The sequence below is a fragment of the Prevotella scopos JCM 17725 genome (genome assembly GCF_018127785.1).
GTDB lineage: Bacteria > Bacteroidota > Bacteroidia > Bacteroidales > Bacteroidaceae > Prevotella > Prevotella scopos.
The window spans coordinates 1620119-1646750 of sequence record NZ_CP072390.1 but is presented as its reverse complement, the minus strand read 5'-3'; the positions used below and the strand labels follow the sequence as shown (position 1 = coordinate 1646750).

Genomic DNA, 26632 nt, shown 5'->3' with positions numbered 1-26632 from the left:
AGAAAAAAATCGGATTGCGTAACGGATTTTTATGTATCTTTGCGCCATAAAACTAATATTAAAATTACAAACAACGTTTAAGATGAAAATCAAACATTTATTCTTAATCGTCTTACTTTTTGTTACTGGAATGGTCTCTGCACAGCAGATGGGACCTATCCCTGTGAATAAGAATGTAAGACAAGGTAAGCTCAGCAATGGCTTAACTTACTACATCCTTCACAATGAGTGGCCAGAGCACGTTGCTAACTTTTACATTGCGCAACGTGTTGGTTCTATTCAAGAGAACGATAACCAGCGTGGTTTGGCTCACTTCCTTGAGCACATGGCATTCAATGGTTCAGAGCATTTCCCTGACTCAACGCTCCTCGAATTCACCCGTTCACTCGGTGTTGAGTTCGGTAGTAACTTGAATGCTTACACCAGTATCGACCAGACGGTCTATCGTATCTGTGACGTGCCTACAGCCCGTCAGACTGCGCTCGACTCTTGTCTGTTGATTCTTAAGGACTGGTCAAATGGCTTGACATTGGCTGATAAGGAGATAGATAAGGAGCGTGGCGTTATTCATCAGGAGTGGCAGCTACGCCGGTCACCAGTGATGCGTATCTATGATGACGTGTTACCGAAGTTTTATCCTAATTCTAAGTATGGTCATCGTATGCCAATTGGCTTGATGAGCATTGTCGATAAGTTCCCTTATCAGGACCTTCGCGACTATTATAAGAAATGGTATCGTCCAGACAACCAGTGTATCATCGTTGTTGGTGATGTCGATGTAGACCATACTGAGAACGAGATTAAGAAGCTTTGGGCTAACGCTACTGTTCCTGCTAATGCTGCACAGGTTGTAGAAGAGGCTGTGCCTGACACGAAGGATGCTATCTACGTGTTTGGTAAGGACAAGGAGTTGCCTTACAGCCAGGTAGGTTTCAGCATGAAACATGATGCCTTCCCTGACGCACAGAAGGGCGATATGTACTACTATGTTGACTCTTATGCAAAGAACATCATCACTATGATGCTCAATCAGCGACTCGCTGAATTGGCACAGAAAGCCGACTGTCCTTTCACAGGTGCTTATTCAGAGGATGGCGATTACATGCTTTCAAAACCAAAGGCTGCCTTCAGTATGGCTGCAGATGCTAAGGAAGGTAAGGACCTCCAAGCTCTTGCTGCTATCTATCGTGAGGCACAGCGCGTTCGTCTTTATGGCTTTACAGCAGGCGAATACGACCGTATGAAGTCTGAATACCTCTCTCAAATTGAGTCGGCTTACGTCAACCGCAATAAGGTGAAGAACGCTCAGTATGGTGATGAACTTCGTGATCACTATCTTGCTAACGAACCAATCCCAAGCAAGGAGGACGATTATCAGATTATGAAGCAGTTGGTTGAGATGCCTGCATTGAACGTTGATGTTATCAATAAGTATGCACAAGAACTCATTACTGATAAGGACAGCAACTTCGTAGTATATATCTTCGCACAGGATAAAGCGGGTGCTACTTACCCAACAGAGGCTCAGATGGCACAGACAATCAATGCTGTACGTGCTGAGAAGATTGAACCTTACGTTGACAACGTAAAGCAGGAGCCGCTACTCGACGAGAAGAAGCTACCTAAGGCAGGTAAGATTGTTAGCGAGAAGGAGAATAAGGTGCTTGGTTATAAGGAGTTGACACTGAGCAATGGCGCACGTGTCATTCTGAAGAAGACCGACTTTAAGGATAATGAAATTCAGTTCCAGGCTTTAGCGAAGGGCGGTAAGGGGCTTTATGGCAAGGCCGATTTCAGTAACTTACAGCTTTTTGAGGCTGTCATCGGTTATAGTGGCTTGGGTAATTTCTCACGTCAGGAACTGCAGAAAGCACTCTCTGGTAAGCAGGCTTCAATGAGTTGTGGTTTGTCAAACTACTATCAGTCAGTAGGTGGCTCATGTGTTCCTAAGGACATAGAGACGATGATGCAGTTGCTTTACCTTAACTTTACGAATGTTGCAAAGGATGAGGCTTCTTACAAGGCAATGATGGCACAAATGGAGTTGGCACTTAAAAACAAGGACCTCTCACCTGAGAGCGTGTTCAGTGATTCGCTTAGTTTGACCATTTTTGGCCATGAGGCACGTTTCGCTCCAATGACGTTGAACACATTGAAGAACGTTAACTACGACCGTATCTTACAGATTTGGAAGGAGCGCTTTGCCAACCCGGGTCAGTTTGTTTACTACTTTGTAGGTAATTTCGATGAGTCTTCTCTGCGTCCATTGATAGAGAAGTACATTGCATCTCTGCCTAAGGGCAAGGCTGAGAACTGGAAGGACGTTCCAAGCTATGTGAATGGTAAGGTAGAAAATAAGTTCACTCGTAAGTCGGAAACACCTAAGGCGATTGCTTTTGAGTTCTGGCATGCGCCAATGGCTTATACCCTTGAGGGCGATGTTCTTACTGATGCTGCAGCTCAGGTTCTCTCTATGGTTTACCTGAAGAGTATTCGTGAAGACGCCAGTGCAGCTTATTCTGTAGGCGCAGGTGGTAAGTTACGTCGTCTTGGTAATAAGGCTGTGGCTATCGTTCAGAGCTACTGTCCAATGGATCCAGAGAAAGCTGACCTTGCTGTTAAACTCCTTGCTGAGGGCATGAAGGACAACACTGTCAAGATGGATGCCGATAAGGTTCAGAAAGTTAAGGACTTGATGCTGAAGAATGCAGAACTTTCTGCTAAGACTAACAGCTATTGGATGGGTATTCTCGACGACTATATCTGGTCAGGTGTAGACTTCCATACCAACTATAAGAAGACTGTTGAGGCAATCACCCCAGCTAAGCTTGCAGCTCATTTGAAGCAAATCTTGGCAGCAGGTAACCATGCAGAGGTGGTAATGACACCAGCAAAATAATAAGTATTCTATGTTTGAAAAAGGACTCTCATGGGTCCTTTTTCATTTAACAAACTACCAACAGCGAATTATTTTCATGAAAATAAATATTTTTTGTCGTGAAAATAAATATTTCTTTTCATGTAAATAAATCTTTTTCTTCATGAAAAGAATTTGTAGGAGATAGCTTTTTATCATTTAAAAGAAAGAGAGTCCATTTGTCATTTCTGGCAAATGGACTCTCTTTCTTTGGTCGATAAAATGCTTGTAGAACCTGTCGATTTTACGATGTCTACTTTTTATGCACACGGAACTATCATATTCCTTTGTATTCATATACTTTATTTGCATAGATAGAGAGTTATCACTCTTTATTGTCGGCAACCATATACGAACAGTATTTATTGAGTAAATCATTCAATAACAAATCACCTTTCTGATAACGATCAGCGTCAAGCTTTGTAACTCTTTCGCATATAGGCTTCTTAGTCTTAAATAAAGCATGAAGATATGGTACGCCATTTTCCTCTGTTATGTTCACGTCCGTGAAGAATTGAGTTAAATCTTCTTTGTCATAAACGATGGAATAGCTTGGTCGTTTTGCGCCAGGTATACTTTCTACAAGGATATTCTTGTCAACAAGATCTTGGATGTCACGAATGGCAGTGTCCTTCGAACATTTTGCTAACGTTGCCCATGTCTTTGATGTTATCTTTGCCTCATAGCCGTCAAGAAATAGATTGAGCATTTGTGTTTGTCGTTCTGTCAGTGGTATAGCCGATGCTTTCTGCCAGAAGAAACTCTTGTTTAAGATTGTTGTGATGGTGGCACCAGCTTCGTCAAGTGCATCCACCAATTTCTGCATATACCACACTAACCACTCCGTAACGTCTCCATCTCCACGTTGCATTCGTTCGAGAATGTCGTAGTAGTGCTTCTTATCCTTGTTTATCTGTGATGAAATATTGTAGAAACGGAACCTACTTTTCTCGCCACGTGCTAAGAGCATATCTGAAAGAATACGTGCTAATCGTCCGTTTCCATCCTCAAATGGATGAATGCTTACAAACCAGAAATGAGCAATGGCAGAACGTATGACACTACTTACAGGTTCTTCTTTATTAAACCATCTGAGGAACTTTTGCATTTCTTCTTCAATACAGTCTGGAGAAGGAGCAATATAGTGAATTTTCTCGCGTCCAAACATTCCACTGACTATATGCTCCTCGTTCGTTCGATACTGTCCAATTTCTATCTGACTACCTTCACTGTAGCCAGAAGGGAAGAATGCAGCTTGCCAAGCATATAATCTTTCTTTTGTGAGAATCATATCATAATGCTGTACTGCTTCGAGCATTACGTTGACAACAGAGTCAACATAGTGAGATGGTGCAGTATGTTTTACGTTCTCAATCCCAAGTTTTCTTGCTATGGAAGAACGGACCTGATCCACATTGAGGCGGATGCCTTCAACTTCTGAAGAATACACTATATCATAAGTAAGGTTCTCTGCCATAGCATGTATTTTGCTGTCAAAGCCCAATGAAGCCAATCTCCCGTAAAGCAAACCCTGTTTACGGAATATCTCTTCTTGGAGTAGTTCCACCTTTGAAGTGTCCCAACGGAAGTCAGTCCAATTGTCTCTTTCGTGTATATACATCATCCTTTTATATCATTTATGCGACAATTTGCGTCTTGTATCGTCGCAAATTATGCGACAAAAATACTTAAATAATGCCGAAACTCCAAATAATTTCTCAAATAACGCATATTTTGCGACGTTCTTGGAGAGTAAATGTAGGATAGCTATATCGTCATCCTCCATCATTTAACACCTAATATCTGCTGTTCATTACCACCCAATATTTGGCTCTTCCGTTAAATATGTAGATTGTTAATAGAATGAGATTAATCCACATACATGATAATCTTACCTCCAATTAGATGGTTTTATAAAGGGAGATAAACTACATGATAAATGTAATTAGGTGCGATGTCTATCTGTCATCTACAACCTGCTTATTCCCTTGTTAAATTATATTTGTAAATTATTTTCGTACAACTCAAATCCAACACATGCTCTTTTGGCTTCTAAAAGACGCCCTTTTGGGTTGCAAAAGATGCTCTTTAAGGCTCTTATTAACGCCCTTTTGAAGTCTTATTAAGCACCTTTTACTTTACTACTTGATAACTGCTTGACTTTCTGTTTATTGCAAACCTGCTTCTTATGTGTGTTTTTGCCGTTAGTTATAGATGTTTTCTTTGAAATTATGTAATGTTTTTTCAAAACTCTTGTCTGCACTAGAAAAAATCAAGGTGGTAGACATGATCCCTCAGACAATGCACGTGGAGACTGTAGTATTGATGTCAAGAAAATAGAATAACAAGCTATAAAACTTATAAAATCAATGGCTTATAGGATTTTAAAAGAAATCGGCTTATGTGACAAAAGTGTGCTTATTTTAGCGTCGTTTTCTCTTATGTGACAAAAATGTGCTTAAAATCTCCCATTCCCCTTTTATTTCTTAGGAGAATGGGACTTTATAAAGTCTTGGATGAAGATCTTTCTTCTTTCCATACTGATCCCCTTGTGTAGGTTCAATTTTGTCTTTAAATCTGCATTGAGTGATTCAATGGCATTGTTTGTATTTGGCATCTTCAATTCAGGGTAATCATAGTATGTCCACAATGACGACATATTCCTTTTAAGGCTCAAAAAAGCACTACGTAGAGCTTTATGAGTATAATGTGATTTTCCATCTTCTGTTGTTGTCCGTTCCTTAAGAAAATCCTCCCACTTGGTGTACCATTCCTTTAAAGCCCCAATAAAGGACTCCTTGTCCGTATGACATAACATCTTGGATAATTCAAGCAGTTCTTTTGAAGCCTCAAGCTTGGGTCTTGAAGTTAGTTTTGTCTTTATAGTCATTACTTGATGGAACTGGCATAATTGGAATTTATAATTGGGAAAAGCTTGCCTAAGTCCCTTAAAACCATCGCATACAAGCCCTTGAATGGTATACCCAAGTGACTCCAAGTAGCTTATGCCCTCCTTATAGTCTTCAAGACGTTCATGCCTATTGATAAACTTAAACCAAAGTACATCACCAGACAATGAATCCTTCATGATAACGACACCAAAATTACGTCCCCAATAGGTGGCATCCATTAAAACCACTACAGGGCGAACAAGAAGGTTGGGAAGTTCTTCTTTATAAGATTTGGTGAGTTTTCTATAAATTGTCCTGGTTGAAACTCCGTACTCCTCTGATAGATCTTTGACTGTTAGATTACCCTTGGAATAACGATTATTGACAATGGTATTGGTAAGGCGATTATGTCCAACAAAGCTCCTCTTACAGCACTTACAATACCAGCGTTGACTACCATTAAGATGACCACGTTTTATAGTCGATTTTGAGCCACAATAAAAGCAGATTTTTTGCCATAAAAATATAAATAAAACAAAGATAATGATTATTAGATAGTTACAAGGATTTTAAGCACATTTTTGTCATATAGGCCAAGAAATCAGTTTTATAATAAATTAAAAATCGTGTTGGTAGAAAAATCGTCTACTTCTACCAACACGATTTTACAAAGAGCCAGTACTTACATCTCTTTTTCTCCTGTAAAACTATTGTATATTGATACTTTAAGGAGTTTCAATCATTCGATCTGTTAACCGTTATTTTTTGGATCTAAACTTAATAACATAGCATTAATGGCGACGATGACTGTTGACACAGACATTAGGATTCCTCCTAATGCAGGGCTTAATGTGATACCAATAGGAGCCAAAATTCCTGCAGCTAGAGGGATAGCTATAACGTTATAACCAGCTCCCCAAAATAGGTTTTGTTTCATTTTACGAGTTGTTTTGTGTGCTAATTCAATGAATGATGCAATATCTCCTGGATCGGATTGAGTCAATATGACATCAGCTGAATCCAATGCAACTTGAGTTCCAGCACCTACAGCTATACCAACATCTGCTAAGGCAAGAGAAGGAGCATCATTTACACCATCACCTACCATGATAACTTTCTTTCCTTCATCTTTAAGTGTTTTAACTAACTCATATTTGTCTTGTGGAGATTGATTTGATCTATATTCAATCCCTAAAACTTCTGCCGCGCCTTGAGCCGCTTTTTCATTATCACCTGTTGCCATAATTGGTTGAATATTGTTCTTTTTAAGAGCTTTAATTAACTCTTTACTCGTTGGTTTTAATTCGTCCCCTAAAGCTACAGCACCAATGGCATCATCGTTTTCTACTAAGACACTAAGAGTTGCTCCTTTTGGAATATCCATATCAAGATTACGTCCATAGGCTTTTTGACTGATTAATTGGTAACGGTGCCCACCTGCTTTACCCTCTACTCCAGCACCGGAAATCACATCAATCGAATCAAAAGATGCTGGACGTATACCTTGCTGCTCGGCGAACCTTATAATTGATTGAGCAATTGGGTGGCTAGATCCTCCTTCAATACCTGCCAATAAGGCAATGATTTCCTCTTTTGTATATTTGTCATTAAGAAGTTTTACATCTAATACTTTAAATTCACCAGTTGTTAAAGTACCCGTTTTATCTAAAATTATCACATCTGCATCTTGAGCTATTTCTAAGGCTTGGCGGTCTTTTACTAGTAAGCCACGGCTAGCTCCTAAGCTTGTGCTACGGGCAGTTACCAATGGAATAGCCAGACCCAATGCGTGCGGACAAGCAATAACTAATGTAGTAATAGTAAATATAACTGCCGTTGGCACATCTTCTATAACCATCCATGTTACAAAAGCAATTAGCGCGACAATAACAGCAATATAGAAGAGCCATCCTGCAACCTTTTGAGCAATATTTTCTGCTCTGGAAGGCTGACTTTGAGCTTGGCTGATTAAATTCTGAACTTGAGATATAAAGGATTGATCACCTGTCTCATTCACTTTAATATAAAGAACCCCTTCTCCATTTGTTGAGCCTCCGATTACTTCATCGCCAGGACCTTTTTTAACTGCTTTTGATTCTCCAGTTAGAAGAGCTTCATTTAAACGTGATTCGCCACGCTCGATAGTTCCATCTGCTGGCACATTTTCTCCAGCTTGAACTCGAATTAAATCACCTACCTTTAAGTCAGCAACTGGTCGTGTTTCAATTGAATCGTCTTCTAATACAACGTGAGCATCTTTCGGCACTAATTTAGCCAATGCTGCTTGTGCGTCTCCTGCTTCTCCAATAGCTTTCATCTCAATCCAGTGACCTAATAGCATGATTAATAGTAATGAAGCAAATTCAAAGAAAAAGTCCATCACGTGTTCACCCGTTACGTAGGTAATGATCACAGCATAAATACTGTATAAATATGAAACACTTAAACCTAAAGAAACGAGTGCCATCATTCCAGGTTTTTTTTGTTTAAATTCGTTAACTGCACCTTGATAGAATGGACGTCCACCATAAATAATTAATATAGTAGATAAAATAGCTACTACAATATCATAATATGGAAAAGTAAACTGGAATGGTAGTTTAAATCCATGTATAGGGGATAAGAGCATAATAATGATTCCTAGTGGCAATGACTTTAAGAAAAGTTCCTTAAAGTTTCCGTGATGATGGTGATCATGCCCACTGTGCCCGCTGTGGTCATGCCCACTGTGCCCGCTGTGATCATGCCCAGCATGATGTTCTTGATGTTGATCCTTATAGTCTCCATGTTCTTCCGTGCTTCCGTGCTCATGTTTTGAATGATCCATGTCGCCATGATTATGGTGACTGTGGGATAAATGTTTGTTGTAATTGTTCATTTTAAATTTCTCCTTATACTTAATAATGATGTAAATGACATTTGCATTGTCTATGCGATTCCTGAAAAAAGTACACAGTTGATTGAATATTACTGGGACTATATACCGGTCATTGGATTAAGACCTGAGAGTGTACACACCCGAAACGGGTTAGGTGCCAACTCATATGCAAAGGTACATATATTCTCTCGTTTGGCAAAATCCGACTTTGCACAGAAACGATCTGTGGCGTCCCTTTCGGAGTTCTTATATTATATCCATTGCTGAGGTTTTTACTATATTTATTTACAAATGCAGCGGCATTTGTGTTGTCATATACATCTTTTGTTATGGAGAACACGGTTATACCTTTTTCTGCACTGATTTCCTCTGCAGCTAAGAATACTTTAAGATTAGGATAAGTTATCTTGCATTTAGGCAAATCAACAAGTCGAAAATCGCATATTCCTTCTATTCCGCTTAGATTTATTTCTTTAAGATTTTTCAAAGAAAGAAATTGTATTTTCGAAGTCTTAAAACGAAAAGATTTTAATGACAGAGAATAATAATAGGATAGATAGTAGACTGTCGTAGCCATGTTTTTGTTTAATGAGTAGCTATGGTTCTTCTGCTAAAGCAATACGAAAAGCGTCCACACATTTAACAGAAGAATCATTTTATGCTACGATTTAAGGTTTATATCGTCGCAAATTATGCGACAATAATACTAAAATAGTTCCGATGTAATTATTGACTTCTCAAATAAAGTGGATTTTGAAAGGGTAATCTTTGATTGTATTTTCTTCATCATTCATCTTTTAACACCGAATACTACTAATCATCACCACCCAACATTCACCACCCATCACCCATCATCTATCACCCAATAATGTATAAATCTTACTTATTTATTTTGTTATCCCGCTAAGTTGCAGTAACTTTGCATTCTTAAACAGAGAGTTAGTAATAAATACAAACATAAAAAGTAGATAAATATATGGCATATTTGTTTTCATCGGAATCAGTATCTGAGGGACACCCAGATAAGGTTGCCGATCAGATAAGCGACGCATTGCTCGACCAGTTCTTGGCATACGACGAGGATGCACGTTGCGCTATAGAAACCTTTAACACTACTGGACAGGTGGTGGTTATGGGTGAGGTAAGGTCTAAGGAATATGTTGACCTTCAGACAATTGCTCGTAGGACAATTAACAAAATCGGTTATACAAAGGCTGAGTATCAATTTGATGGTAATAGCTGTGGCGTGCTTACCGCTATTCATGAGCAGAGTGATGACATCAATCGTGGTGTTGATAATGGTGATACAGAGAACCAGGGAGCTGGTGATCAAGGTATGATGTTTGGTTATGCATGTAATGAGACAGACAATTATATGCCTGTGACACTTGACTTGGCTCACCTTCTTATGACCACTCTTGCTGATATTCGTAAGGAGGGTAAGCAGATGACTTATCTCCGTCCAGACTCAAAGAGTCAGGTGACAGTAGAGTACAGCGATGACAATATCCCACAACGAATTGACACTATCGTTGTTTCAACACAGCACGACGACTTTATCAAGCCTGCTGACGACTCACGTGAGGCACAGTTGAAGGCTGATAAGGAGATGGTAGAGCAGATTCATAAGGATGTACTTGAAATCCTTATGCCACGTGTAAAGGCACAGATAACATCGGAGAAAGTACTTGCCTTGTTCAACGACAATATCAAGTATCTTGTCAATCCAACGGGTAAGTTTGTGATTGGTGGTCCTCATGGTGATACAGGTTTGACTGGTCGTAAGATTATTGTTGATACTTACGGTGGTAAAGGCGGTCATGGTGGTGGTGCCTTCTCTGGTAAGGATTCAAGTAAGGTAGACCGTTCTGCAGCCTATGCTACACGCTATATCGCAAAGAATATGGTGGCAGCTGGTGTGAGTGATGAGATTCTCGTACAGTTGGCTTATGCCATTGGTGTTGCCGAGCCTATTAGTGTTTATGTGAATACCTATGGTCGTTCACACGTGAAGGCTACTGATGGTGAGATTGCAGAGATGGTGAAGAAACTGTTTGATCTTCGTCCAAAGGCTATTGAGAAGACACTGAAGCTTCGTCAGCCAATGTATCTGGAGACAGCTGCTTATGGTCACATGGGGCGTCAGAATGAGGTTGTTAAGAAAACCTTCGAAAGCCGTTATCATGAGACAAAGACGATTGATGTTGAACTCTTCACTTGGGAAAAGCTCGACAGAGTAGAGGATATTAAAAAGATATTCGGACTCTAATAGATAATGCCGACAACTGATTCTATTGTTCGCCCTTCTCTACTGCTAAAGTCAACATTGGCAGCAGGGAAGAAGACGAGTGTAAATTCTGTGGCAAAGGCGGGTCAGAAAACTGACTCGTCTATCTTGTTGCGCCCTAAAAAACAGAAGAAGTTTCAGCTGACGGACTTCAAATTTGCAGAAGAAGGCTACTTTAAAGGGAATAAGTTTTTCAAGTTAGAACGAGGAAACAATTATGCTGATGGAGTTTCGGGCGTTCTTGCTCCTTATGCTGTAAGCAATGATAATGTTATTGCAGCAATGCTCTTAGGTTGTTTTGTGATGGCGATGGTGGCGTTTTCTCTATCGAGAAACTTCATAGAACGGCAGGTAAAGAGTTTCTTTCATGTAAGTCGTAGCAAGGAGTCGATGGTTGAGGCAGATGGTGAGTTGCGTTTTCAAACAATCTTGGTTGCACAAACCTCTTTACTATTCAGTATTCTCTATTATTTCTTCGTGCATGAATTGAGAACCGGAAAGCTTTCTAGTGGGTCGCAACTTGGAGCGATAGGATGCTTTTTTGGTGTTTTTATTGCTTATTTCCTGTTTAAGAATCTCATCTATGGATTTGTAAATTGGGTGTTCTTTGATAGGAAAAATAATGGACAATGGCGGCGCATGCAGGTCTTCCTTTCTTCTCTTGAAGGGGTGCTTTTGTTCCCTATAGTACTCTTACAGGTTTATTTCTCTTTATCACTTCAAGCAGCAATGATTTATACACTATTTGTTATATTATTTATCAAAATGCTTGCTTTTTATAAGAGTTATACCATCTTTTTTAAGAGAATGGGTGCCAGTCTGCAAATAATTTTGTACTTTTGTGCGCTCGAATTGATGCCGCTGATGGTATTGTGGGGCGTTTTGTTCATAACAGATAACTATTTGATTATAAACTTTTAGGACACGATGATAAAAAAGATCTTGGTTTCACAGCCAAAGCCGTCAAGCGAAAAGTCGCCTTATTACGACATCGCAGAAGACTTAGGGGTGGAGCTGGTTTTCAGACCTTTCTTTAAAGTGGAAGGACTCTCAGCGAAAGAGTTCCGTCAGCAGAAGATAAACTTGTTGGATTATACAGCTGTGGTATTTACTTCTCGTCATGCTGTAGATAATTATTTTAATCTCGCTAAAGAAATGCGTATCACTATCCCAGAGGATATGAAGTATTTCTGTGTGATTGAAACGATTGCACTCTATATCCAGAAGTATGTACAGTACCGCAAACGTAAGGTGTTCTTTGGTAATACGGGAAAAATAGATAGTCTTATCCCTACAATGACAAAGCATAAGACAGAGAAGTACCTTGTTCCGCAAAGTTCTGTTCATACGGATGCACTGACAAAGCTGTTGGATGCTAATAAGCTCAAGCATAAGGAATGTGTGATGTATCGCACAGTGAGCAATGGACTGACTGAGGAAGAGGTTAAGAACTTTGATTATGATATGCTTGTCTTCTTCAGCCCAACAGGTGTGAAGGCTTTGAAGGAGAATATCCCTAACTTCGAACAAGGTGATATCAAGATAGCAGCCTTTGGTCCTGCTACTGCGAAGGAAATTGAGGCACAAGGTTTAAGACTTGACTTGCAAGCTCCGTCTCAGGAATACCCTTCTATGACAGGTGCTTTGCGTGCTTTCTTGGAGAAAGAGAAAAATAAATAAGAATAACGGCTTCTTCCTCATCTAAAAGGATGGGGGAGGAGCCGACATCAGTACCGGATATACGGTAAATAGACCAATAAGGAATGGGAAAGCATGAAGAAAGATTCAGCAAGAGAGAACGTCTATGTAGTAAGAAACTCATAGATACGCTCTTTGGACCTGGTAGAAGTCATGCGATGACAGCATTCCCTTTGAAGGTTGTTTATAGACTGGTTGATAACGTTACTGAGACTACTGCATCGGCAGGAGCCGTTACGGAGACGAATGTACAGGTGTTAATCAGTGTTCCAAAAAAGCATTTCAAACGTGCTGTGAAGCGCAATAGGGTGAAACGGCAGGTGCGTGAGGCTTATCGAAAACACAAGAGTTATGTGACTCTTCGTGTGAAAGAGTTAACAGATAAGCAGTTACTGATAGCTTTTATATGGCTTTCAAATGAATTGACAGACTCTGTTACTGTTGATCAGCGGGTTTATAACCTGCTTCAAAGAATAGGAGAACGGATATGATGGAAGAGAAGGGGAGAAACAAACTTGTGTCAAATGAGCAACATTCTCAAAATGTTTTTGCTAAATTGTGGCGACTTTTCACTCGTGGTTTATCGTGGTTGTTGATACTCCCGATACTCTTTTATCGCCAGTTTATCTCACCTTTTACGCCACCCTCATGTCGCTTTACCCCTACCTGCTCGGAGTATGGTAGGCAAGCAATCCTGAAGCATGGTCCGTTTAAGGGACTTGCACTTACAATTTGGCGTATATTAAGATGTAATCCGTGGGGTGGAAGTGGTTATGACCCTGTACCCTAACGATGCTCACAATAGAATATTAATACAGAGTTGAGGCTTATGAAGAAAGGATGCAATGCCTTTAAGGTCTTCAATCCCTTGACTCCTTAAAGTATAAAGACATAGATGAAGAACTTTGTAGAAGAACTCCGTTGGCGTGGTATGTTGGCACAGATAATGCCAGGTACTGAGGAATTGCTTCAGAAAGAGATGGTTTCAGCTTACTTGGGTACTGACCCAACAGCTGACTCACTGCACATCGGACACCTCTGTGGTATCATGATGTTGCGTCATTTGCAGCGTTGCGGACATAAGCCTTATCTCCTCGTTGGTGGCGCTACAGGTATGATTGGTGACCCTTCTGGCAAGAGTCAGGAACGTAATCTCCTTGATGCTGAAACGCTCTATCATAACCAGGAGGCTATCAAGAAGCAGGTAAGTAAGTTCCTTGACTTTGATGGCAATGAGCCTAACAAGGCGGAGATGGTTAACAACTATGACTGGATGAAGGACTTCACCTTCCTCGACTTTGCTCGTTTGGTTGGTAAGCACATCACCGTCAACTATATGATGGCCAAGGATAGCGTGAAGAAGCGTTTGAATGGTGAGGCTCGCGATGGGCTTAGCTTTACGGAGTTTACCTATCAGCTTCTGCAGGGTTACGACTTCCTCTATCAATATGAGAAGTATGGTGTAAAGTTGCAATTGGGTGGTAATGATCAATGGGGTAACATGACTACTGGTACCGAACTTATTCGTCGTACGCTTGGTAGTGAGGCAGAGGCATACTGTCTTACTTGTCCATTGATAACTAAGGCTGATGGTAAGAAGTTTGGTAAGACTGAAAGTGGTAATATTTGGCTTGATCGCAACCGAACAACACCATACGCCTTCTATCAGTTCTGGTTGAATGTTAGTGATGATGATGCCGAGAAATATATCAAAATCTTCACCTCTTTGGAGAAGGATGTCATTGATAGTCTTATTGAAGAACATCGTCAAGACCCAGGTCGTCGTCTGCTCCAGTATCGTCTTGCTGAAGAAGTTACGCGTATGGTTCATTCACAGGAAGACCTCGATATGGCTATTGCAGCCTCTAACATCCTCTTCGGTAAGAGTACAAAGGAGAACTTGTTGCAGTTAGACGAGCAGACTTTCACTGACGTTTTCAAGGATGTACCACACTATGAGGTGTCAAAAGATGTACTTGGTCAGCCTGCTGTTGATGTTTTCAATCAGGAAGGAATGCAGATCTTCCCAAGTAAGAGTGAGATGCGTAAACTCGTTAAGGGCGGTGGTGTAGCACTTAACAAGGAGAAGCTTGCAGCTTTTGACCAGCCTGTAACAGTCGATGACCTTATCGATGGTAAGTATCTCCTCGTTCAGAAGGGTAAGAAAAACTATTCTTTGATCATCGTAAAGTAAGTATCTACAAATTATAATACGTAAACTATGAAAGGTCTTTCTTCGCCCATTGTGACGTTGTAAGGCCTTTTATTTAACCACTTCCCATAGTATTCTTACTGAATATTTATGGGCATAAAAAGTTTCATTATGAAGAAAATTGTATTTTTCTTGCAACTGACAATCTTTGTGCTCTTTGCCTCTTGTAGTGGTGAAGACCCAGACCCAATTCCTGAGCCAACACCTTCAACGGGAGAGGTTGAGCAGACTATCTTTGTTTATATGCCTTGGTCAGGTGTAACAAATGACGGAGTAGTTAGAAATAATCTCTATAATTTCTTTAATGGTAATCTCGATGATATTAAACAAGCAGTGGAGCAACAAGGAGGCTTGGGGAATAAGCAGCTGATTGTGTTCATTTCAGATTCGATATCAAAAGGTTATCTATATAAAATTAAGTATAAGAACAGGAAGTGTATAAACGATACCCTTGCTGTCTATAACAATACATTGTCAGGTTTGCGCTTAAATACGTCAGGATGGATAACAAGCATTTTGAAGCGTGTTAAGCAGGAAGCTCCAGCTAAGAACTACTCATTGATTGTGGGATGTCATGGTATGGGTTGGATTCCTGGTAAGCCGAGTACACGTCTTACCCGTTCTGTCGCTTCTCCTATTGAACGTGATATAGAGACAGATTTGGTGGGTCCTCCAATGCGTTGGTTTGGTGGTGGAGATTATCAAACTGATATCTCGACCTTCACTAAAGGTATTGAAGATTCTGGTATCGGTAAGTTCCAGTACATTCTCTTTGACGATTGTAATATGACAGGTATTGAAGTTGCTTATGAACTTCGTAATGTAACAAACCATATTATTGGTAGTCCAACAGAGATTATGGCTTATGGTATGCCTTATAAGCTCTTGTGGGGGGAACTGTCAAAGGTGAATCCAGATTATCATAGAATCTGTAATGACTTCATCAACTTTTATAGTAATTACACTTATAAAGGCTCTTCTTATCCTTATGGTACAATCAGTGTAATTGATTGTTCGCAGGTTGAAAATATGGTGAATTTGATGAAGGATGTTAATAGGTCTGCTTCGCTCTCTCCATTTGTTGAAAGTAACCTTCAAAGTATGGATGGTTATAATCCTTCAAAGTTCTATGATATGGGCGATTATGTACGTACAATCTTACATAATGACCCACTTTTATTGGCAAGGTTCAACCAGCAGCTGAACCTTCTTGTACCTGAAAAGGGAAATACAAGTTCGTATTATACTACTTTTAATAAGGACAGTTTTGGACATGTAGTTCCCATTCGTACCTATTCGGGTATCACTATTTCTGATCCTTCAAGTAATCCTGAGGTTAGACAGTCATTAAACAAGAATCTGTATTATAAGGCTACCCATTAGGATTAAAAGGTAAATATAAAAATAGCATCTATAGAAAAGTAACCTTCTATAGATGCTATTTCTTTAGATATAAAGCACAGACGCATCGAATGAACGGGTATCTTTCACGCAGGTGTACATCATCAGCTCTGAAAGTTGTTCGTTCATTTTTTGTACCTTCTCTTCAACTCCTTCTGCTCCTTGTTGTAGCAATGGCTTGAGGATTCCTCTCCCAACAGCTATTGCATCAGCACCTAATGCAAGTGCTTTGTAAGCATCGTAGCCTGTATCAATGCCACAGTCAACGAAGATGGCGATACCGCTTCCCTCCAATGCTGCCTTAATCTTAGGTAGAACCATCAGCGGAGCAACGCCAAAAGGAATACGTCCGTGGTGATGAGAGATAACAATCGCAGCACAGCCTGCCTCCTTACACTTCAAAGCATCCTGCACAGAGAGTACGCCCTTAGCAATGAATGGTACGTTGTCAGCGGCTTTCACGTATTCTTTGAGGTCGGAAAGCATGACAGGACCGAGTGGAATACCGTCTACAACATCATACCGCCCGTCTGTACCAGGTACATGGTCAATGTCTACACCGACAGCTATAGCACCGTGTTTGATAGCAAACTGAATCTCATCTAAAATAATATTATGGTCAGCGAACGGCTTAATGATTCTCACTGTCCTTGCTCCTTCAGCTGCGATTTCAGCATACTCCTCGTTAGGTTCCATACCCACCCAGTTGACTGTGTTCAGTTTTTTGGCAGCACGTGCATACTCTAACATTGGTTTCTTGCCATCTTTCAGCACCTTATTTAGATGCGAGAAGGCTGGCATCATAATTGGTGAATCGAACTCTTCACCGAAGATAACTGTCTTCAATGTTGGCTCAACAGCATCAATAACACGCATCTCAACATGGATAGAATCCAAGTAGTTGCGGTTAAAAACATTTGCATCATCTGCTTTGCCACTTGTTACGGGTATCATTCCCGCTGGTCCTGGCCATGGACTCTTTACGTTATCGTTCATATTCTTTCACTCCTTAACTCCTTAAAATTATATCAATAATAATGTTATCAACGTATATACTACCATTGCCACCACGATAAAGATAGAGATAAAAGCCGACATAAAGCTTTCGTCATCCTCGTCTTTGCAAAGACTTTCTATCTGTAGCGGTACGGGAAAACCTGTTGGACAAGCAAAGTAAAGTAGTACGCCAACAAGGAATATCTTTACTGCCATCAATTCTGGGAACAGCAAGAAGAAGGCTCCTACGATAGCCCCACACAGCACAAGGCGCACCACTGTCAATGCCAAAAGTGGCTTAATCTGTGCTGCACGCAGGTGGAAACCATAGCCGAGGGTGAAGAGGATAATACTCGCAATAGGTGTCATTGCCATATCCATCGTACCATCATAGATTCTGTGAAGTTCGTTCTCCATCAGCCATTGGTACAAGCCCGACATATTGACGAGAATACCCACGATAACGGCAATGATGAAAGGGGCTGTAATAATTCGTTTTGCCATAGGCAAGAAAGCCACATCCTTTGATGTTTGGCGGGTGACGAGTGCTGGCACAAGTCCAAAGTTGATAAGGATACCAGCAACGTCAAAGGTAATGATATTCACTGCGTGTTCTGCTCCTACAAGTGCGATGTAAAGGGGTAGGGCAACGCTACCTCCTTCGCAAGTCATCAGTAGGAAGGGTGCCAAACGGGCGTAACGACCGCTAATGGGCTTTGCTATGCTCTTACCTATCAGATAGACAAGAATCCAAGCGGCATCTAAAAAGAGAATCTCATAAATGAAATTCGTCGATAACTCTGCTTTTACAAGTACGTGAAAGACGAGCAGCGGGAAAAGAATATTAAATACTAATGACTTTGCTCCTTCGTTCTGTCCTGCTGTTACCCAACCTCTTCTGTGACTCAACCAGCCGAGGAACATCATAAAGAAGACAGGGAAGAGGATTTCTATTGCTTTCATTTATTTGCTGAATTTATCTAATTTGTATTTGTTACAACGTACAAATATAGATAAAATGCACGATATTGGCAAATGAATAGGAGAATTTAAATAAGAAGCCTCACCCCCGACCCTTACCAAACGAAAGATAGCCTCACCCCCGACCCCTCTCCGAAAGGAGAGGGGAGTGATTACTGAAAAGGGTAATTGTAGCTTGATTTAGGCGTGAGTTGTTTCTATCCTAACAATAGATAGTAAGGTGTTTTATTCTCCGCACCATTGGTGCTAAGCATCCGCACCATTGGTGTTTGCCGTTCGCACCATTGGTGCGGACCAACAGCACGATGTGAAATAATAGCTTAGAATGATAATAAAAGGATGTTTTTGGAATACAAAACTGGCACAGCAGGAACATGCTGTGCCAGTTGTTGGGGATAAAAAAATGTTATCTTTTAATTCTTTTCTTTACAAAATAATATGCGGATTATCGTGTTGTAACCGTAAATACCTTTGTTTCATGAGGTTGTAAGGTTCCTTGCCAAGCCTTACGTTGACGTGTTGTCTTGTGCTCCCATACGTCTCTGAAATTGTATTCCTTTGCATTGCCGAGGATAGAAAGTGGCAACTGAACACGCTGAGGAGCGTCTGAAGGATTCATGATGGCAATTGCCTGACGATTACCACTTAGTTTTCGGAGATAGACACGGCATGCACTGGGGAAGTCAACTCTGTGAGCAGCCTCGCCAAGCGCATCTTGATTGATAGCAATAATCTCCTTATTGAGGAGGATGCGACGTGTTTCTGCGTTCTCGTTCAAGATGTCGTGGCTCACCGCTAAAGGTGAAGCGAACATGCACCACATTGACATCTGGGTCTGATACTCAGTATAAGTACAGCCTACACCACCTAAATCGCTTGATGGTCCACCTTTTCCGTCAAGTCCAACGACGAGCATATCCATGTCGAGCCAGTAGCCTGGACCTGCGTATTTATAAAGTGGTTCGGTAATGTTGATGATATCAATGATACCCATACCTCCCTGCTTCACGATGTCTTTCCACATATCACGCACGTCATAGCTCACACGCCAGAGTGAACCACCAGCCTGACGAGCCCACATCTCTGGGTTCAGCTGTCCCCATTCACAGACACCCAAGGCAATCTTACGACCTGAATTCTGTAGTGCATCAGCCATCTTCTTATAGCGTTTATGGGCAACGGCACTGTCAGAAGGTGCGTGGCAGTAGTCGTATTTCAGATAATCTATTCCCCATTCTGCAAAGGTCTTGGCATCTTGTTCCTCAAAACCATAGCTTGCTGTGTAGCCCGCACAAGTGAGCTGAGCGGCATCAGAGTAAATGCCGAGTAACAAACCCTTTGAGTGAACATAGTCTGCGAGTGCCTTCATTCCGCTTGGGAACTTCTTAGGGTCAGGGATAATGTTATTGCGTTTGTCGCGTCCTCCCTGCCATGCATCATCGATGAAGATGTATTTATATCCAGCTTCAGCATAGCCATCAGCCGCCATCTTGTCGGCAATTTGTCGAATAAGTTGTTCGTTGATGTCCTCCTTATATTTGTTCCAGGTCATAAAACCCATTGGAGGAGTCAGTGCTAATGAATCACGATTAGCAGCGGTCGTGTGCAATGATGCCAGTAGAAAGGCTGTAATCAACAAAAATGATTTACGAAGTTTAGGTAGTTGCTCAATCATTATAATTATAATTTAGGAATTATCAGATACTAAAAAATCCGCAGACTCATAAAGAATCCGCGGATTTTCTGTGTTGTCCCAGGCGGATTCGAACCACCACTGACAGAACCAAAAACTGTAGTGCTACCATTACACCATAGGACAATCGTGGGTGCAAAGGTAATGTTTTTTAGTTTAATGCCCAAATTTTACTGTATAATTTTGCGTATCTACTGTGTTTGTGCAGCAAATATACGCAAATTACTCCCATTTTATCTGATATTTCTTCTATGCTGTTTGGTGTTTATAAGATAAAAGATTATCTTTGTAGCATACTATAGCTCGGAACATTCTATCACTTTTTATTATACAAATCTATGAAACCTATATCGTCAGTTATCATATTTTTACTACTCGTTTGCTCGGCAGTATGGGCAAGTATTGACAGCTATCACTGTGCGGAAACATCTATTGTACAGGATATGAATCAGGCTTTATTGAAGACTCTTACTGGGAAACGTGAGGCGTGGATAACACCTGATACTATACAAAGTTATCGGCAACATTTACAGATAGCCGACCTCAAAAGTCGTTCGTTTGTGTCATACGCATTGGGTGATGATAGTCATTCGCTGCATAGTAAACAGATGAAATGGCAGTCGGGTAACCATATACTTACCTTCCAAAGTTATGCCGATTGTTCCTTTGCTACGGTATGGGGATTATCCGATCAGCGTCTACCGCTTTCATTCTTATTGTTATCATTGGTTTGGATGGCTGCCTCTATCGTCTATTTTCGTCGTCATCGTACTGACAGATTAGTGTTGGGAAAGATGGTATATGCCGCTTCTGATCATAGTTTTCGTGACTGGCATGGGGAGAAAATAGCCTTTACTCCGATGCAACAGCAACTGATGGAACTATTTATCAATACAGTAGATTGTAAGCTGTCGAAGGCTGTTATCTGCGAAACGCTTTGGCCAAAGAAACCCGATGCAAGCGAAACGCTCTATACGCTTATCCGTCGTTTGAAGCCTATTGTCAGTGAGCGTTGCGGATTAAAGATTGTGGCTGACAGGGGTGATGGCTACCGATTGGCTTCTGATTCATCTTCAAAGAAAATGTCAGATCGTCTTTCTAAATGGAATAGGTGTCATCTTTAAAATATATATCTTAGGCATTCTTTATTGGAATATTATGCCTAATAGGGGGATATTGAGTAGTTTTTGTTGTACTTTTTCTTGTTAACCAGACCTCAATTAGCTATTGTCAGGTAGTTGTCAGTGTTTATTTTTGCCCTAATAGTAGGTGGATTCTATCTTTGTAGCAAAAAACAAAGACTATGGAAAAAGGTTTATGGATGCTGTTGTTATGCTTTCTTGCACTTCCTGTTGGTGCCCAGAATGAGAAAGGAAACAGTGAGACGGCAAAGAGTGTAGAGATGAAAGAGGTGACAGTTGAGGCTGCACGAGTGACGAAAAAGCTTGATGGTCTGCTGATTATACCGTCTGATGCACAGCGAGAAGCGGCAACGGATGGATATAGTCTGCTTGCAAAGCTATCTCTTCCACGTATCAGAGTAGATGAGGTGATGCGTACCATTGTGCCTTTATCGAACAATGGAACAGTTCAACTTAGGCTGAATGGAACCTTGGCAAGTAAAGAAGACCTGCTTTCACTGGACCCAAAACTTGTAAAAAACATCGATTTCATCGATAATCCGGGAGTTAGATATGGTGACGGAATAGGCTATGTCATTGACATTCGGACGAAGCGTAACACCACTGGTTACGTTCTCGGAGCAGATTTATCGAACTCTGTTACGACAGTAAATGGCGGTAATACGCTCTATGCAAAGTACAATCATAAGAATTCAGAACTGGCTTTTACCTTTACTTCCCTTTATAAAGACCAGCGTGGTTTTCGGTCTTCGGAATCGGCTGACTATACCTTGAACAACGGTAGTCATTATCTGGTTTCACGCAATCAGACCGATGGCAGGAGTCGTCATTTTGGTAATCAGTTTGAGATAAAGTATAGTCTTGCCGACTCGGCTACGTATGTTTTCCAAGCGAATCTGTCAGTGGGAGGAGGCAATACGCCTGGTAATTATGCTGATTTTGTGTATCGAGATGGAACGATAGAACAGACTTATCGGACGATTGATGTATCAAGTGATTTCTCTCCAACTCTTGATCTTTATTTTTTTCATCAGCTTGGTAAGCATCAGAGTGTTACGGCTAACGTTGTTGGTTCGGGTATTTACACGGACAAGCGGGGATATAATGGAGAAGGGAGAACTTATGCCTATGATGTTGATGGTCGTACTTGGTCGCTGGAGAGTGAAGCTATTTATGAGAATAAACTCAAACCTTTCACCCTTTCTGCAGGTTTGGAACACTCGGTGTCGTTTACAAATAATGAATATACTGGTGATGTATCTGCTCTTAACAAGATGCGAAGAGGAGAACTTTATCTATTCTCTGAGGTGAAAGGACGGTGGAAGCGATTAGGCTATTCGGCTGGCGTTGGTATGGCTAACAAAACCTATTCTCAGGAAGATTACAACTTTGATTATTGGACTTTTCGCCCAAAGTTGACGTTAAGTTACGAGATTTTGACAGGATTAAATGCACGTTACACCTTTGAGACCTATCGTCGTGTGTCCTCATACGCTATGGTGAGCGATGCAAGAATCAGGGAAAACAGCCGGGAATGGAAGGTTGGAAATCCTAATTTGCAACCTTCAAGAGTCATTAAGAATATTATTGATGTCAGTTATAATGGTAGGCGTGTGAGCGGTGGTATGAATATGGAATACCGACGTGACCTTGGGAGCAATATGAGCGTGTATGAACGTACGGCAACAGATGAGTTCCTTTATTCGCAGCAGAACATTGGTAATATCATGATGTTTGTTGTACAGAATTATGTGAGGTATGATGTAGTGCCAGAGCGTCTGTCTGTAACACTTTTCGGAGGTATCAATCGTTTTTTTAATATCAGTAGTCTGTATCGTCATCATCTTACAAGTTACAACTATGGTGGTAACATTCAGGCTTATCTCGGGCGATGGACATTGACAGGATATGCCGATAATGGATGGCGGTTTGTTGAAGGCGAGCATGAAGGAAGGAATGGTGCTGCTGTCTATTTAGGTGTTAGTTACAGATGGAAGAAGTGTAATGTGTCGCTCTTTTTGCAGCATCCTTTCCAACAGCATCCCGCTATACAGCGTGGTAAGGTACTGAATGAAAACCTCCATAAAGAGTATATTTATCGTAGCAGAGACTTGGGTAATATGATAACTCTTAGGTTTAGTTGGAAGTTGTCAAAGGGTAAGGACTATAAGGAGATTGATAAGAAAGTGCAGCATGAGAGGAATAAACAGACGGGAATAATGTAGCATATAGCTGCATAACCATTATTCTTAGTCATTTATGGAATAAAGACTACGAAAAGTATTGGGAACAAGTCTTTTGTAATTGTCTTTATCCATCGTCTTATGGTGTGACTTTATAATTTCATTATTAATGTATTATGGTAGGGGAAAGTCTTCTTTTCTATCCTTGGATATAGCATCGCAAAGGGTAGAGAAGAAGGTCTTTCCCTACTTTCTTTATTGTTGCCATTGCGTAAAAAGATTGACGTCTCCGAATTCTTTTCATGAAGAAAAATATTTTTTTTCATGAAAAGAAATATTTATGTTCGTGAAAATAATTATTTCTTTTCATGAAAGTAATTTGGATTAGATGGTTTGTTGGGGTAGTAGATTAAGGCTTGGAGGGGCTTGATTCAGCTATAATTTGAGGTTGTAAGAGGCTATTATAAAACAAAGAAGGCAAGCGAAAAGCTTGCCTTAATATATTATGTAATATCTTTACATATTATTTGTTTACTGCATCTGCCAACTCAGCACCAGCCTTGAACTTAGCAACCTTCTTAGCAGCAATCGTAATCTTCTCCTTTGATCTTGGGTTAATACCCTCGTGAGCTGGGCGCTCAGTTGTAGCGAAAGTACCAAAACCTACGAGTTGTACCTTATCACCAGCAGCGAGTGCTTCCTTAATAGCTTCTGTAGTAGCATCCAAAGCTTTCTTAGCGACAGCCTTGCTTACCTCTGCATTAGCTGCAATCTTCTCAATCAGTTCTGTTTTGTTCATAATTTTGATTTATTTATTGATTAATTTTATGAGTAATATACAAGATTATGCTGCAAATATAGTTGTTTCCTTTTATAAAACAAATAAATTCATGGGAAAAGTGTAGAATTTTATAAAAAAAAGTCGTTATCTCGCTTGTTTTCTGCTTAATAACGATAGAAATTCGTATTTTTGCAGTGTTTAAAATGATATATTGTAAAGATTAAGACATAAAGCAAATGCGAAATATACCTGTAGTAACAAAGAATCTTCTTATAATCAATATTCTAGTGTTCATAGCTACTTATGTTTTAAGAGGCGTGAATATTGATTTGAATGATATTCTTGGTTTACATTTCTTTTTAGCAAAAGACTTCCGTATTTGGCAGTTTTTCACTTATATGTTCATGCATGGTGGTTTTACCCACATCTTGATGAATATGTTTATGCTGTGGATGTTTGGTATGGTTGTTGAGAATGTATGGGGACCCAAAAAGTTTCTTTTTTATTACATTGTCTGTGGCCTTGGGGCCGGACTTTGTCAAGAATTAGCACAATATGGCACCTATATAGTTGATGGGTTGGCACAATATGACTCTGTCAGATTAGGCATCAATATTGTTCCAATGGATGTTTATCTGAACATGATGAACACCGTTGGTGCTTCTGGAGCCATCTATGGTGTACTTCTTGCCTTTGGAATGTTATTCCCCAATGAGCGTATGTTCATCATTCCAATCCCTATTCCAATTAAGGCAAAGTGGATAGTCATGGGTTCGATTCTCGTAGAATTGTTCTCTGCAATCGGTACAAGTAATGACGGAGTGGCACATTTGGCACATTTAGGTGGTATGCTCTTTGGCTTCATTCTCATTCGTTATTGGAAAAAACATCCCTATTCTGGCTATGGTGATTTTGGTATGAATAAGGGGCACCAGTTCTTTGATCGCATGAAGAATTCTTGGGAACAGCGTGGAGGTCATGACAATCGTAACACGACGACGGGAGCGAGCGATTCGTGGACAAACACTTCTCATCACAATACTGCTGATAGTAAGAGTGACTGGGACTACAATGCGCAGAAGAAACAACAGCAAGAGGAGGTAGATCGCATCCTCGACAAGATTCGTAAGAGTGGTTACGATAGTCTGACAAAAGACGAGAAACAGAAACTCTTTGATAGTAGTAAGAATTAAGCTGTTGTCGGTTGACAAATACATGAGTTGTTGGTTTATAGCGGATAAGTTATCAACCAACAACTTGTGAATATAGGCGTTGACAATTGCTTGTCATTCTTGCTAATTATCAGCTTACTAAAATAACTACTTGCTAACGATTAATACTATTCGTAAAGTATAAAAATAACAGAGGTAGGGAGTACCTGAGCATTTGAAATTAAGATGTTTAGTAAATTCAAGAAACTTACATTTAGAGGATTGTTGATAGGCAATATCATCGTGATTCTACTGATGTTGTTTGTCGGAAATATTGGTAGGTTTAATCCTGTTGATTACCCAATGTTGGCTAATTTAGGACTCGGCTTTCCGATACTCCTTGCGTTTAATTTGCTCTTTCTTGTTATCTGGTGTTTTTTCCGTCTGCGTTTTATATGGATTCCATTACTTGGTTTTTTGCTCTGTTATGGTCCTATCCGCACTTATTCACCCTTCAATCTCCCTGAGGATAAACCACATGGATCGATAAAAGTATTGTCTTACAATGTCTTTATGTTCTCATCGTGGAGTGAACCTGAAGCCAGGAAGAATCCTATTGTTGACTATATTGTTAAGAGTAAGGCAGACATCGTTTGTTTGCAAGAAGCACAGGCAGCTTTGGATAACAGCGATCATATTTATTCAACGTTGAAGGAACACTACCCATACTTCAAGTTGATGATAAAAAAGAAGCCCGGTGCTGATTACATTGTGTTGCTGAGTAAGTATCCTGTCCTTTGGCAAGATTCAATCCCTTACGGCTCTAGTAGTAATCAGAGCGTAGCTTATATGCTTGATATTAAGGGAACTAAGACGCTCGTTGTGAATAATCATTTTGAAAGTAATGGGTTGTCATCTGGCGACAAAGAGGGATTTAAGACACTTGTGAAAGGTGAGATGAAAACGGGGGAAGCTAAGCGACAATCAGTCCATCTGCTTAGAAAGTTAGGCGACGTGTCATCACGACGTGCACCACAAGCGGAGGCTGTAGCGCGATATGTTAAGAAATATCTAGATCGGAATGTGCCTGTCATTCTCTGTGGCGACTTCAATGACAACCCATTGAGCTATACGCATAGAGTCATGTCAAAGATGCTAAACGACTGTTACGTTGAGAGTGGAAACGGACCAGGGATAAGCTATCATAAGAGTGGAATGTACTTCCGTATCGACCATATATTCTGTTCAGATAGCTTTGAGTCTTATGAGGCTAAGGTTGACAATAGTGTGACTACTTCCGACCATTATCCCATCTATTGTTGGCTTAAATACCGCCCAAAACCTTAAAAAACACACATTTATAAGGTATAAATTTCACAAAGTGTGAATTTTTGATTATCTTTGCACGTCTATCAAGTGTA

The 26632-nt window shown here is 40.4% G+C and carries 19 protein-coding genes and 1 tRNA gene; 12 read left to right on the top strand and 8 right to left on the bottom strand.

The features are described from left to right. Window positions 1-82 precede the first annotated feature (82 nt). Window positions 83-2899: a M16 family metallopeptidase gene (locus J4856_RS12185; protein WP_065367674.1), complete on the top strand. Its 2817-nt coding sequence runs from the start codon at window positions 83-85 to the stop codon at window positions 2897-2899. Between the two features lie 343 nt (window positions 2900-3242). On the opposite strand, the gene J4856_RS12180 is transcribed toward J4856_RS12185, so the two are convergent. The 3 genes from J4856_RS12180 to J4856_RS12170 all read right to left on the bottom strand — a co-directional run bounded on the left by J4856_RS12180 (window position 3243) and on the right by J4856_RS12170 (window position 8686). Next, window positions 3243-4538, bottom strand: a complete 1296-nt coding sequence (locus J4856_RS12180) for a Fic family protein (protein ID WP_025839768.1) — start codon at window positions 4536-4538, stop codon at window positions 3243-3245. An 858-nt stretch (window positions 4539-5396) separates the two neighbouring features. Beyond that, on the bottom strand, window positions 5397-6317 hold the full coding sequence (locus tag J4856_RS12175) for an IS256 family transposase, variant Zn-binding type (RefSeq protein ID WP_428842426.1): 921 nt from the start codon (window positions 6315-6317) through the stop codon (window positions 5397-5399). 242 nt (window positions 6318-6559) lie between these two features. Beyond that, window positions 6560-8686, bottom strand: coding sequence for a heavy metal translocating P-type ATPase (locus tag J4856_RS12170; protein ID WP_025837659.1), 2127 nt, complete (start codon window positions 8684-8686; stop codon window positions 6560-6562). 976 nt (window positions 8687-9662) lie between these two features. On the opposite strand from J4856_RS12170, the gene metK reads away from it, so the two are divergent. The 7 genes from metK (at window position 9663) to J4856_RS12135 (ending at window position 16266) form a co-directional block, all read left to right on the top strand. Beyond that, window positions 9663-10955: a methionine adenosyltransferase gene (gene metK / locus J4856_RS12165; RefSeq protein WP_025837662.1), complete on the top strand. Its 1293-nt coding sequence runs from the start codon at window positions 9663-9665 to the stop codon at window positions 10953-10955. 6 nt (window positions 10956-10961) lie between these two features. Further along, window positions 10962-11894: a DUF4271 domain-containing protein gene (locus tag J4856_RS12160; RefSeq protein WP_025837664.1), complete on the top strand. Its 933-nt coding sequence runs from the start codon at window positions 10962-10964 to the stop codon at window positions 11892-11894. Window positions 11895-11900: 6 nt separating this feature from the next. After that, on the top strand, window positions 11901-12653 hold the full coding sequence (locus tag J4856_RS12155) for a uroporphyrinogen-III synthase (protein WP_025837665.1): 753 nt from the start codon (window positions 11901-11903) through the stop codon (window positions 12651-12653). 83 nt (window positions 12654-12736) lie between these two features. Continuing rightward, window positions 12737-13162 carry a ribonuclease P protein component gene (gene rnpA / locus J4856_RS12150; RefSeq protein ID WP_025837667.1) on the top strand — a complete coding sequence of 142 codons (426 nt, stop codon included), beginning with the start codon at window positions 12737-12739 and terminating at the stop codon, window positions 13160-13162. Continuing rightward, entirely contained in the window at window positions 13162-13461 is a 300-nt protein-coding gene (gene yidD, locus J4856_RS12145) for a membrane protein insertion efficiency factor YidD (protein WP_025837669.1), read from the top strand. The genes rnpA and yidD overlap by 1 nt, the downstream gene beginning before the upstream one ends. Before the next feature lie 105 nt (window positions 13462-13566). Next, window positions 13567-14865, top strand: coding sequence for a tyrosine--tRNA ligase (gene tyrS / locus J4856_RS12140; protein WP_065367675.1), 1299 nt, complete (start codon window positions 13567-13569; stop codon window positions 14863-14865). Between the two features lie 129 nt (window positions 14866-14994). Next, window positions 14995-16266, top strand: coding sequence for a clostripain-related cysteine peptidase (locus J4856_RS12135; RefSeq protein ID WP_025837671.1), 1272 nt, complete (start codon window positions 14995-14997; stop codon window positions 16264-16266). Window positions 16267-16329: 63 nt separating this feature from the next. On the opposite strand, the gene J4856_RS12130 is transcribed toward J4856_RS12135, so the two are convergent. From J4856_RS12130 to J4856_RS12115, 4 genes are all read right to left on the bottom strand, one after another. Further along, window positions 16330-17280, bottom strand: coding sequence for an alpha-hydroxy-acid oxidizing protein (locus tag J4856_RS12130; protein WP_025837673.1), 951 nt, complete (start codon window positions 17278-17280; stop codon window positions 16330-16332). Between the two features lie 27 nt (window positions 17281-17307). Further along, window positions 17308-18243: an AEC family transporter gene (locus J4856_RS12125; RefSeq protein ID WP_025837675.1), complete on the bottom strand. Its 936-nt coding sequence runs from the start codon at window positions 18241-18243 to the stop codon at window positions 17308-17310. A 463-nt stretch (window positions 18244-18706) separates the two neighbouring features. After that, on the bottom strand, window positions 18707-19936 hold the full coding sequence (locus J4856_RS12120; RefSeq protein ID WP_025837677.1) for a glycoside hydrolase family 27 protein: 1230 nt from the start codon (window positions 19934-19936) through the stop codon (window positions 18707-18709). A 73-nt stretch (window positions 19937-20009) separates the two neighbouring features. Then, window positions 20010-20080 (bottom strand) — tRNA-Gln (locus J4856_RS12115). A 212-nt stretch (window positions 20081-20292) separates the two neighbouring features. On the opposite strand from J4856_RS12115, the gene J4856_RS12110 reads away from it, so the two are divergent. Then, window positions 20293-21078, top strand: coding sequence for a winged helix-turn-helix domain-containing protein (locus J4856_RS12110; protein ID WP_065367676.1), 786 nt, complete (start codon window positions 20293-20295; stop codon window positions 21076-21078). Window positions 21079-21257: 179 nt separating this feature from the next. After that, window positions 21258-23321: a TonB-dependent receptor gene (locus J4856_RS12105; RefSeq protein WP_025837680.1), complete on the top strand. Its 2064-nt coding sequence runs from the start codon at window positions 21258-21260 to the stop codon at window positions 23319-23321. 481 nt (window positions 23322-23802) lie between these two features. Here the strand turns inward: J4856_RS12105 and J4856_RS12100 are convergent, their stop codons facing one another. Next, the gene (locus J4856_RS12100; protein WP_025837682.1) at window positions 23803-24078 is read right to left on the bottom strand and encodes an HU family DNA-binding protein; all 276 of its coding nucleotides are present in this window, start codon (window positions 24076-24078) and stop codon (window positions 23803-23805) included. 218 nt (window positions 24079-24296) lie between these two features. Between J4856_RS12100 and J4856_RS12095 the strand changes: the two genes are divergently transcribed. Then, the gene (locus tag J4856_RS12095; protein ID WP_025837684.1) at window positions 24297-25253 is read left to right on the top strand and encodes a rhomboid family intramembrane serine protease; all 957 of its coding nucleotides are present in this window, start codon (window positions 24297-24299) and stop codon (window positions 25251-25253) included. A gap of 204 nt (window positions 25254-25457) precedes the next feature. After that, window positions 25458-26558 (top strand): endonuclease/exonuclease/phosphatase family protein, encoded by a 1101-nt coding sequence (locus tag J4856_RS12090; RefSeq protein ID WP_025837686.1) that lies wholly within the window; start codon window positions 25458-25460, stop codon window positions 26556-26558. The last annotated feature ends 74 nt before the right edge of the window (window positions 26559-26632 follow it).

Bases quoted from the DNA above. Each gene is read 5' to 3' on its own strand.
- metK (WP_025837662.1), top strand. From the start codon at position 9,663: ATGGCATATTTGTTTTCATCGGAATCAGTATCTGAGGGACACCCAGAT.
- J4856_RS12100 (WP_025837682.1), bottom strand. From the start codon at position 24,078: ATGAACAAAACAGAACTGATTGAGAAGATTGCAGCTAATGCAGAGGTA.
- J4856_RS12130 (WP_025837673.1), bottom strand. From the start codon at position 17,280: ATGAACGATAACGTAAAGAGTCCATGGCCAGGACCAGCGGGAATGATA.
- tyrS (WP_065367675.1), top strand. From the start codon at position 13,567: ATGAAGAACTTTGTAGAAGAACTCCGTTGGCGTGGTATGTTGGCACAG.
- J4856_RS12155 (WP_025837665.1), top strand. From the start codon at position 11,901: ATGATAAAAAAGATCTTGGTTTCACAGCCAAAGCCGTCAAGCGAAAAG.
- J4856_RS12095 (WP_025837684.1), top strand. From the start codon at position 24,297: ATGCGAAATATACCTGTAGTAACAAAGAATCTTCTTATAATCAATATT.
- J4856_RS12110 (WP_065367676.1), top strand. From the start codon at position 20,293: ATGAAACCTATATCGTCAGTTATCATATTTTTACTACTCGTTTGCTCG.
- J4856_RS12120 (WP_025837677.1), bottom strand. From the start codon at position 19,936: ATGATTGAGCAACTACCTAAACTTCGTAAATCATTTTTGTTGATTACA.
- J4856_RS12170 (WP_025837659.1), bottom strand. From the start codon at position 8,686: ATGAACAATTACAACAAACATTTATCCCACAGTCACCATAATCATGGC.
- J4856_RS12160 (WP_025837664.1), top strand. From the start codon at position 10,962: ATGCCGACAACTGATTCTATTGTTCGCCCTTCTCTACTGCTAAAGTCA.
- rnpA (WP_025837667.1), top strand. From the start codon at position 12,737: ATGGGAAAGCATGAAGAAAGATTCAGCAAGAGAGAACGTCTATGTAGT.
- J4856_RS12090 (WP_025837686.1), top strand. From the start codon at position 25,458: ATGTTTAGTAAATTCAAGAAACTTACATTTAGAGGATTGTTGATAGGC.
- yidD (WP_025837669.1), top strand. From the start codon at position 13,162: ATGGAAGAGAAGGGGAGAAACAAACTTGTGTCAAATGAGCAACATTCT.
- J4856_RS12185 (WP_065367674.1), top strand. From the start codon at position 83: ATGAAAATCAAACATTTATTCTTAATCGTCTTACTTTTTGTTACTGGA.
- J4856_RS12125 (WP_025837675.1), bottom strand. From the start codon at position 18,243: ATGAAAGCAATAGAAATCCTCTTCCCTGTCTTCTTTATGATGTTCCTC.
- J4856_RS12105 (WP_025837680.1), top strand. From the start codon at position 21,258: ATGGAAAAAGGTTTATGGATGCTGTTGTTATGCTTTCTTGCACTTCCT.
- J4856_RS12180 (WP_025839768.1), bottom strand. From the start codon at position 4,538: ATGTATATACACGAAAGAGACAATTGGACTGACTTCCGTTGGGACACT.
- J4856_RS12135 (WP_025837671.1), top strand. From the start codon at position 14,995: ATGAAGAAAATTGTATTTTTCTTGCAACTGACAATCTTTGTGCTCTTT.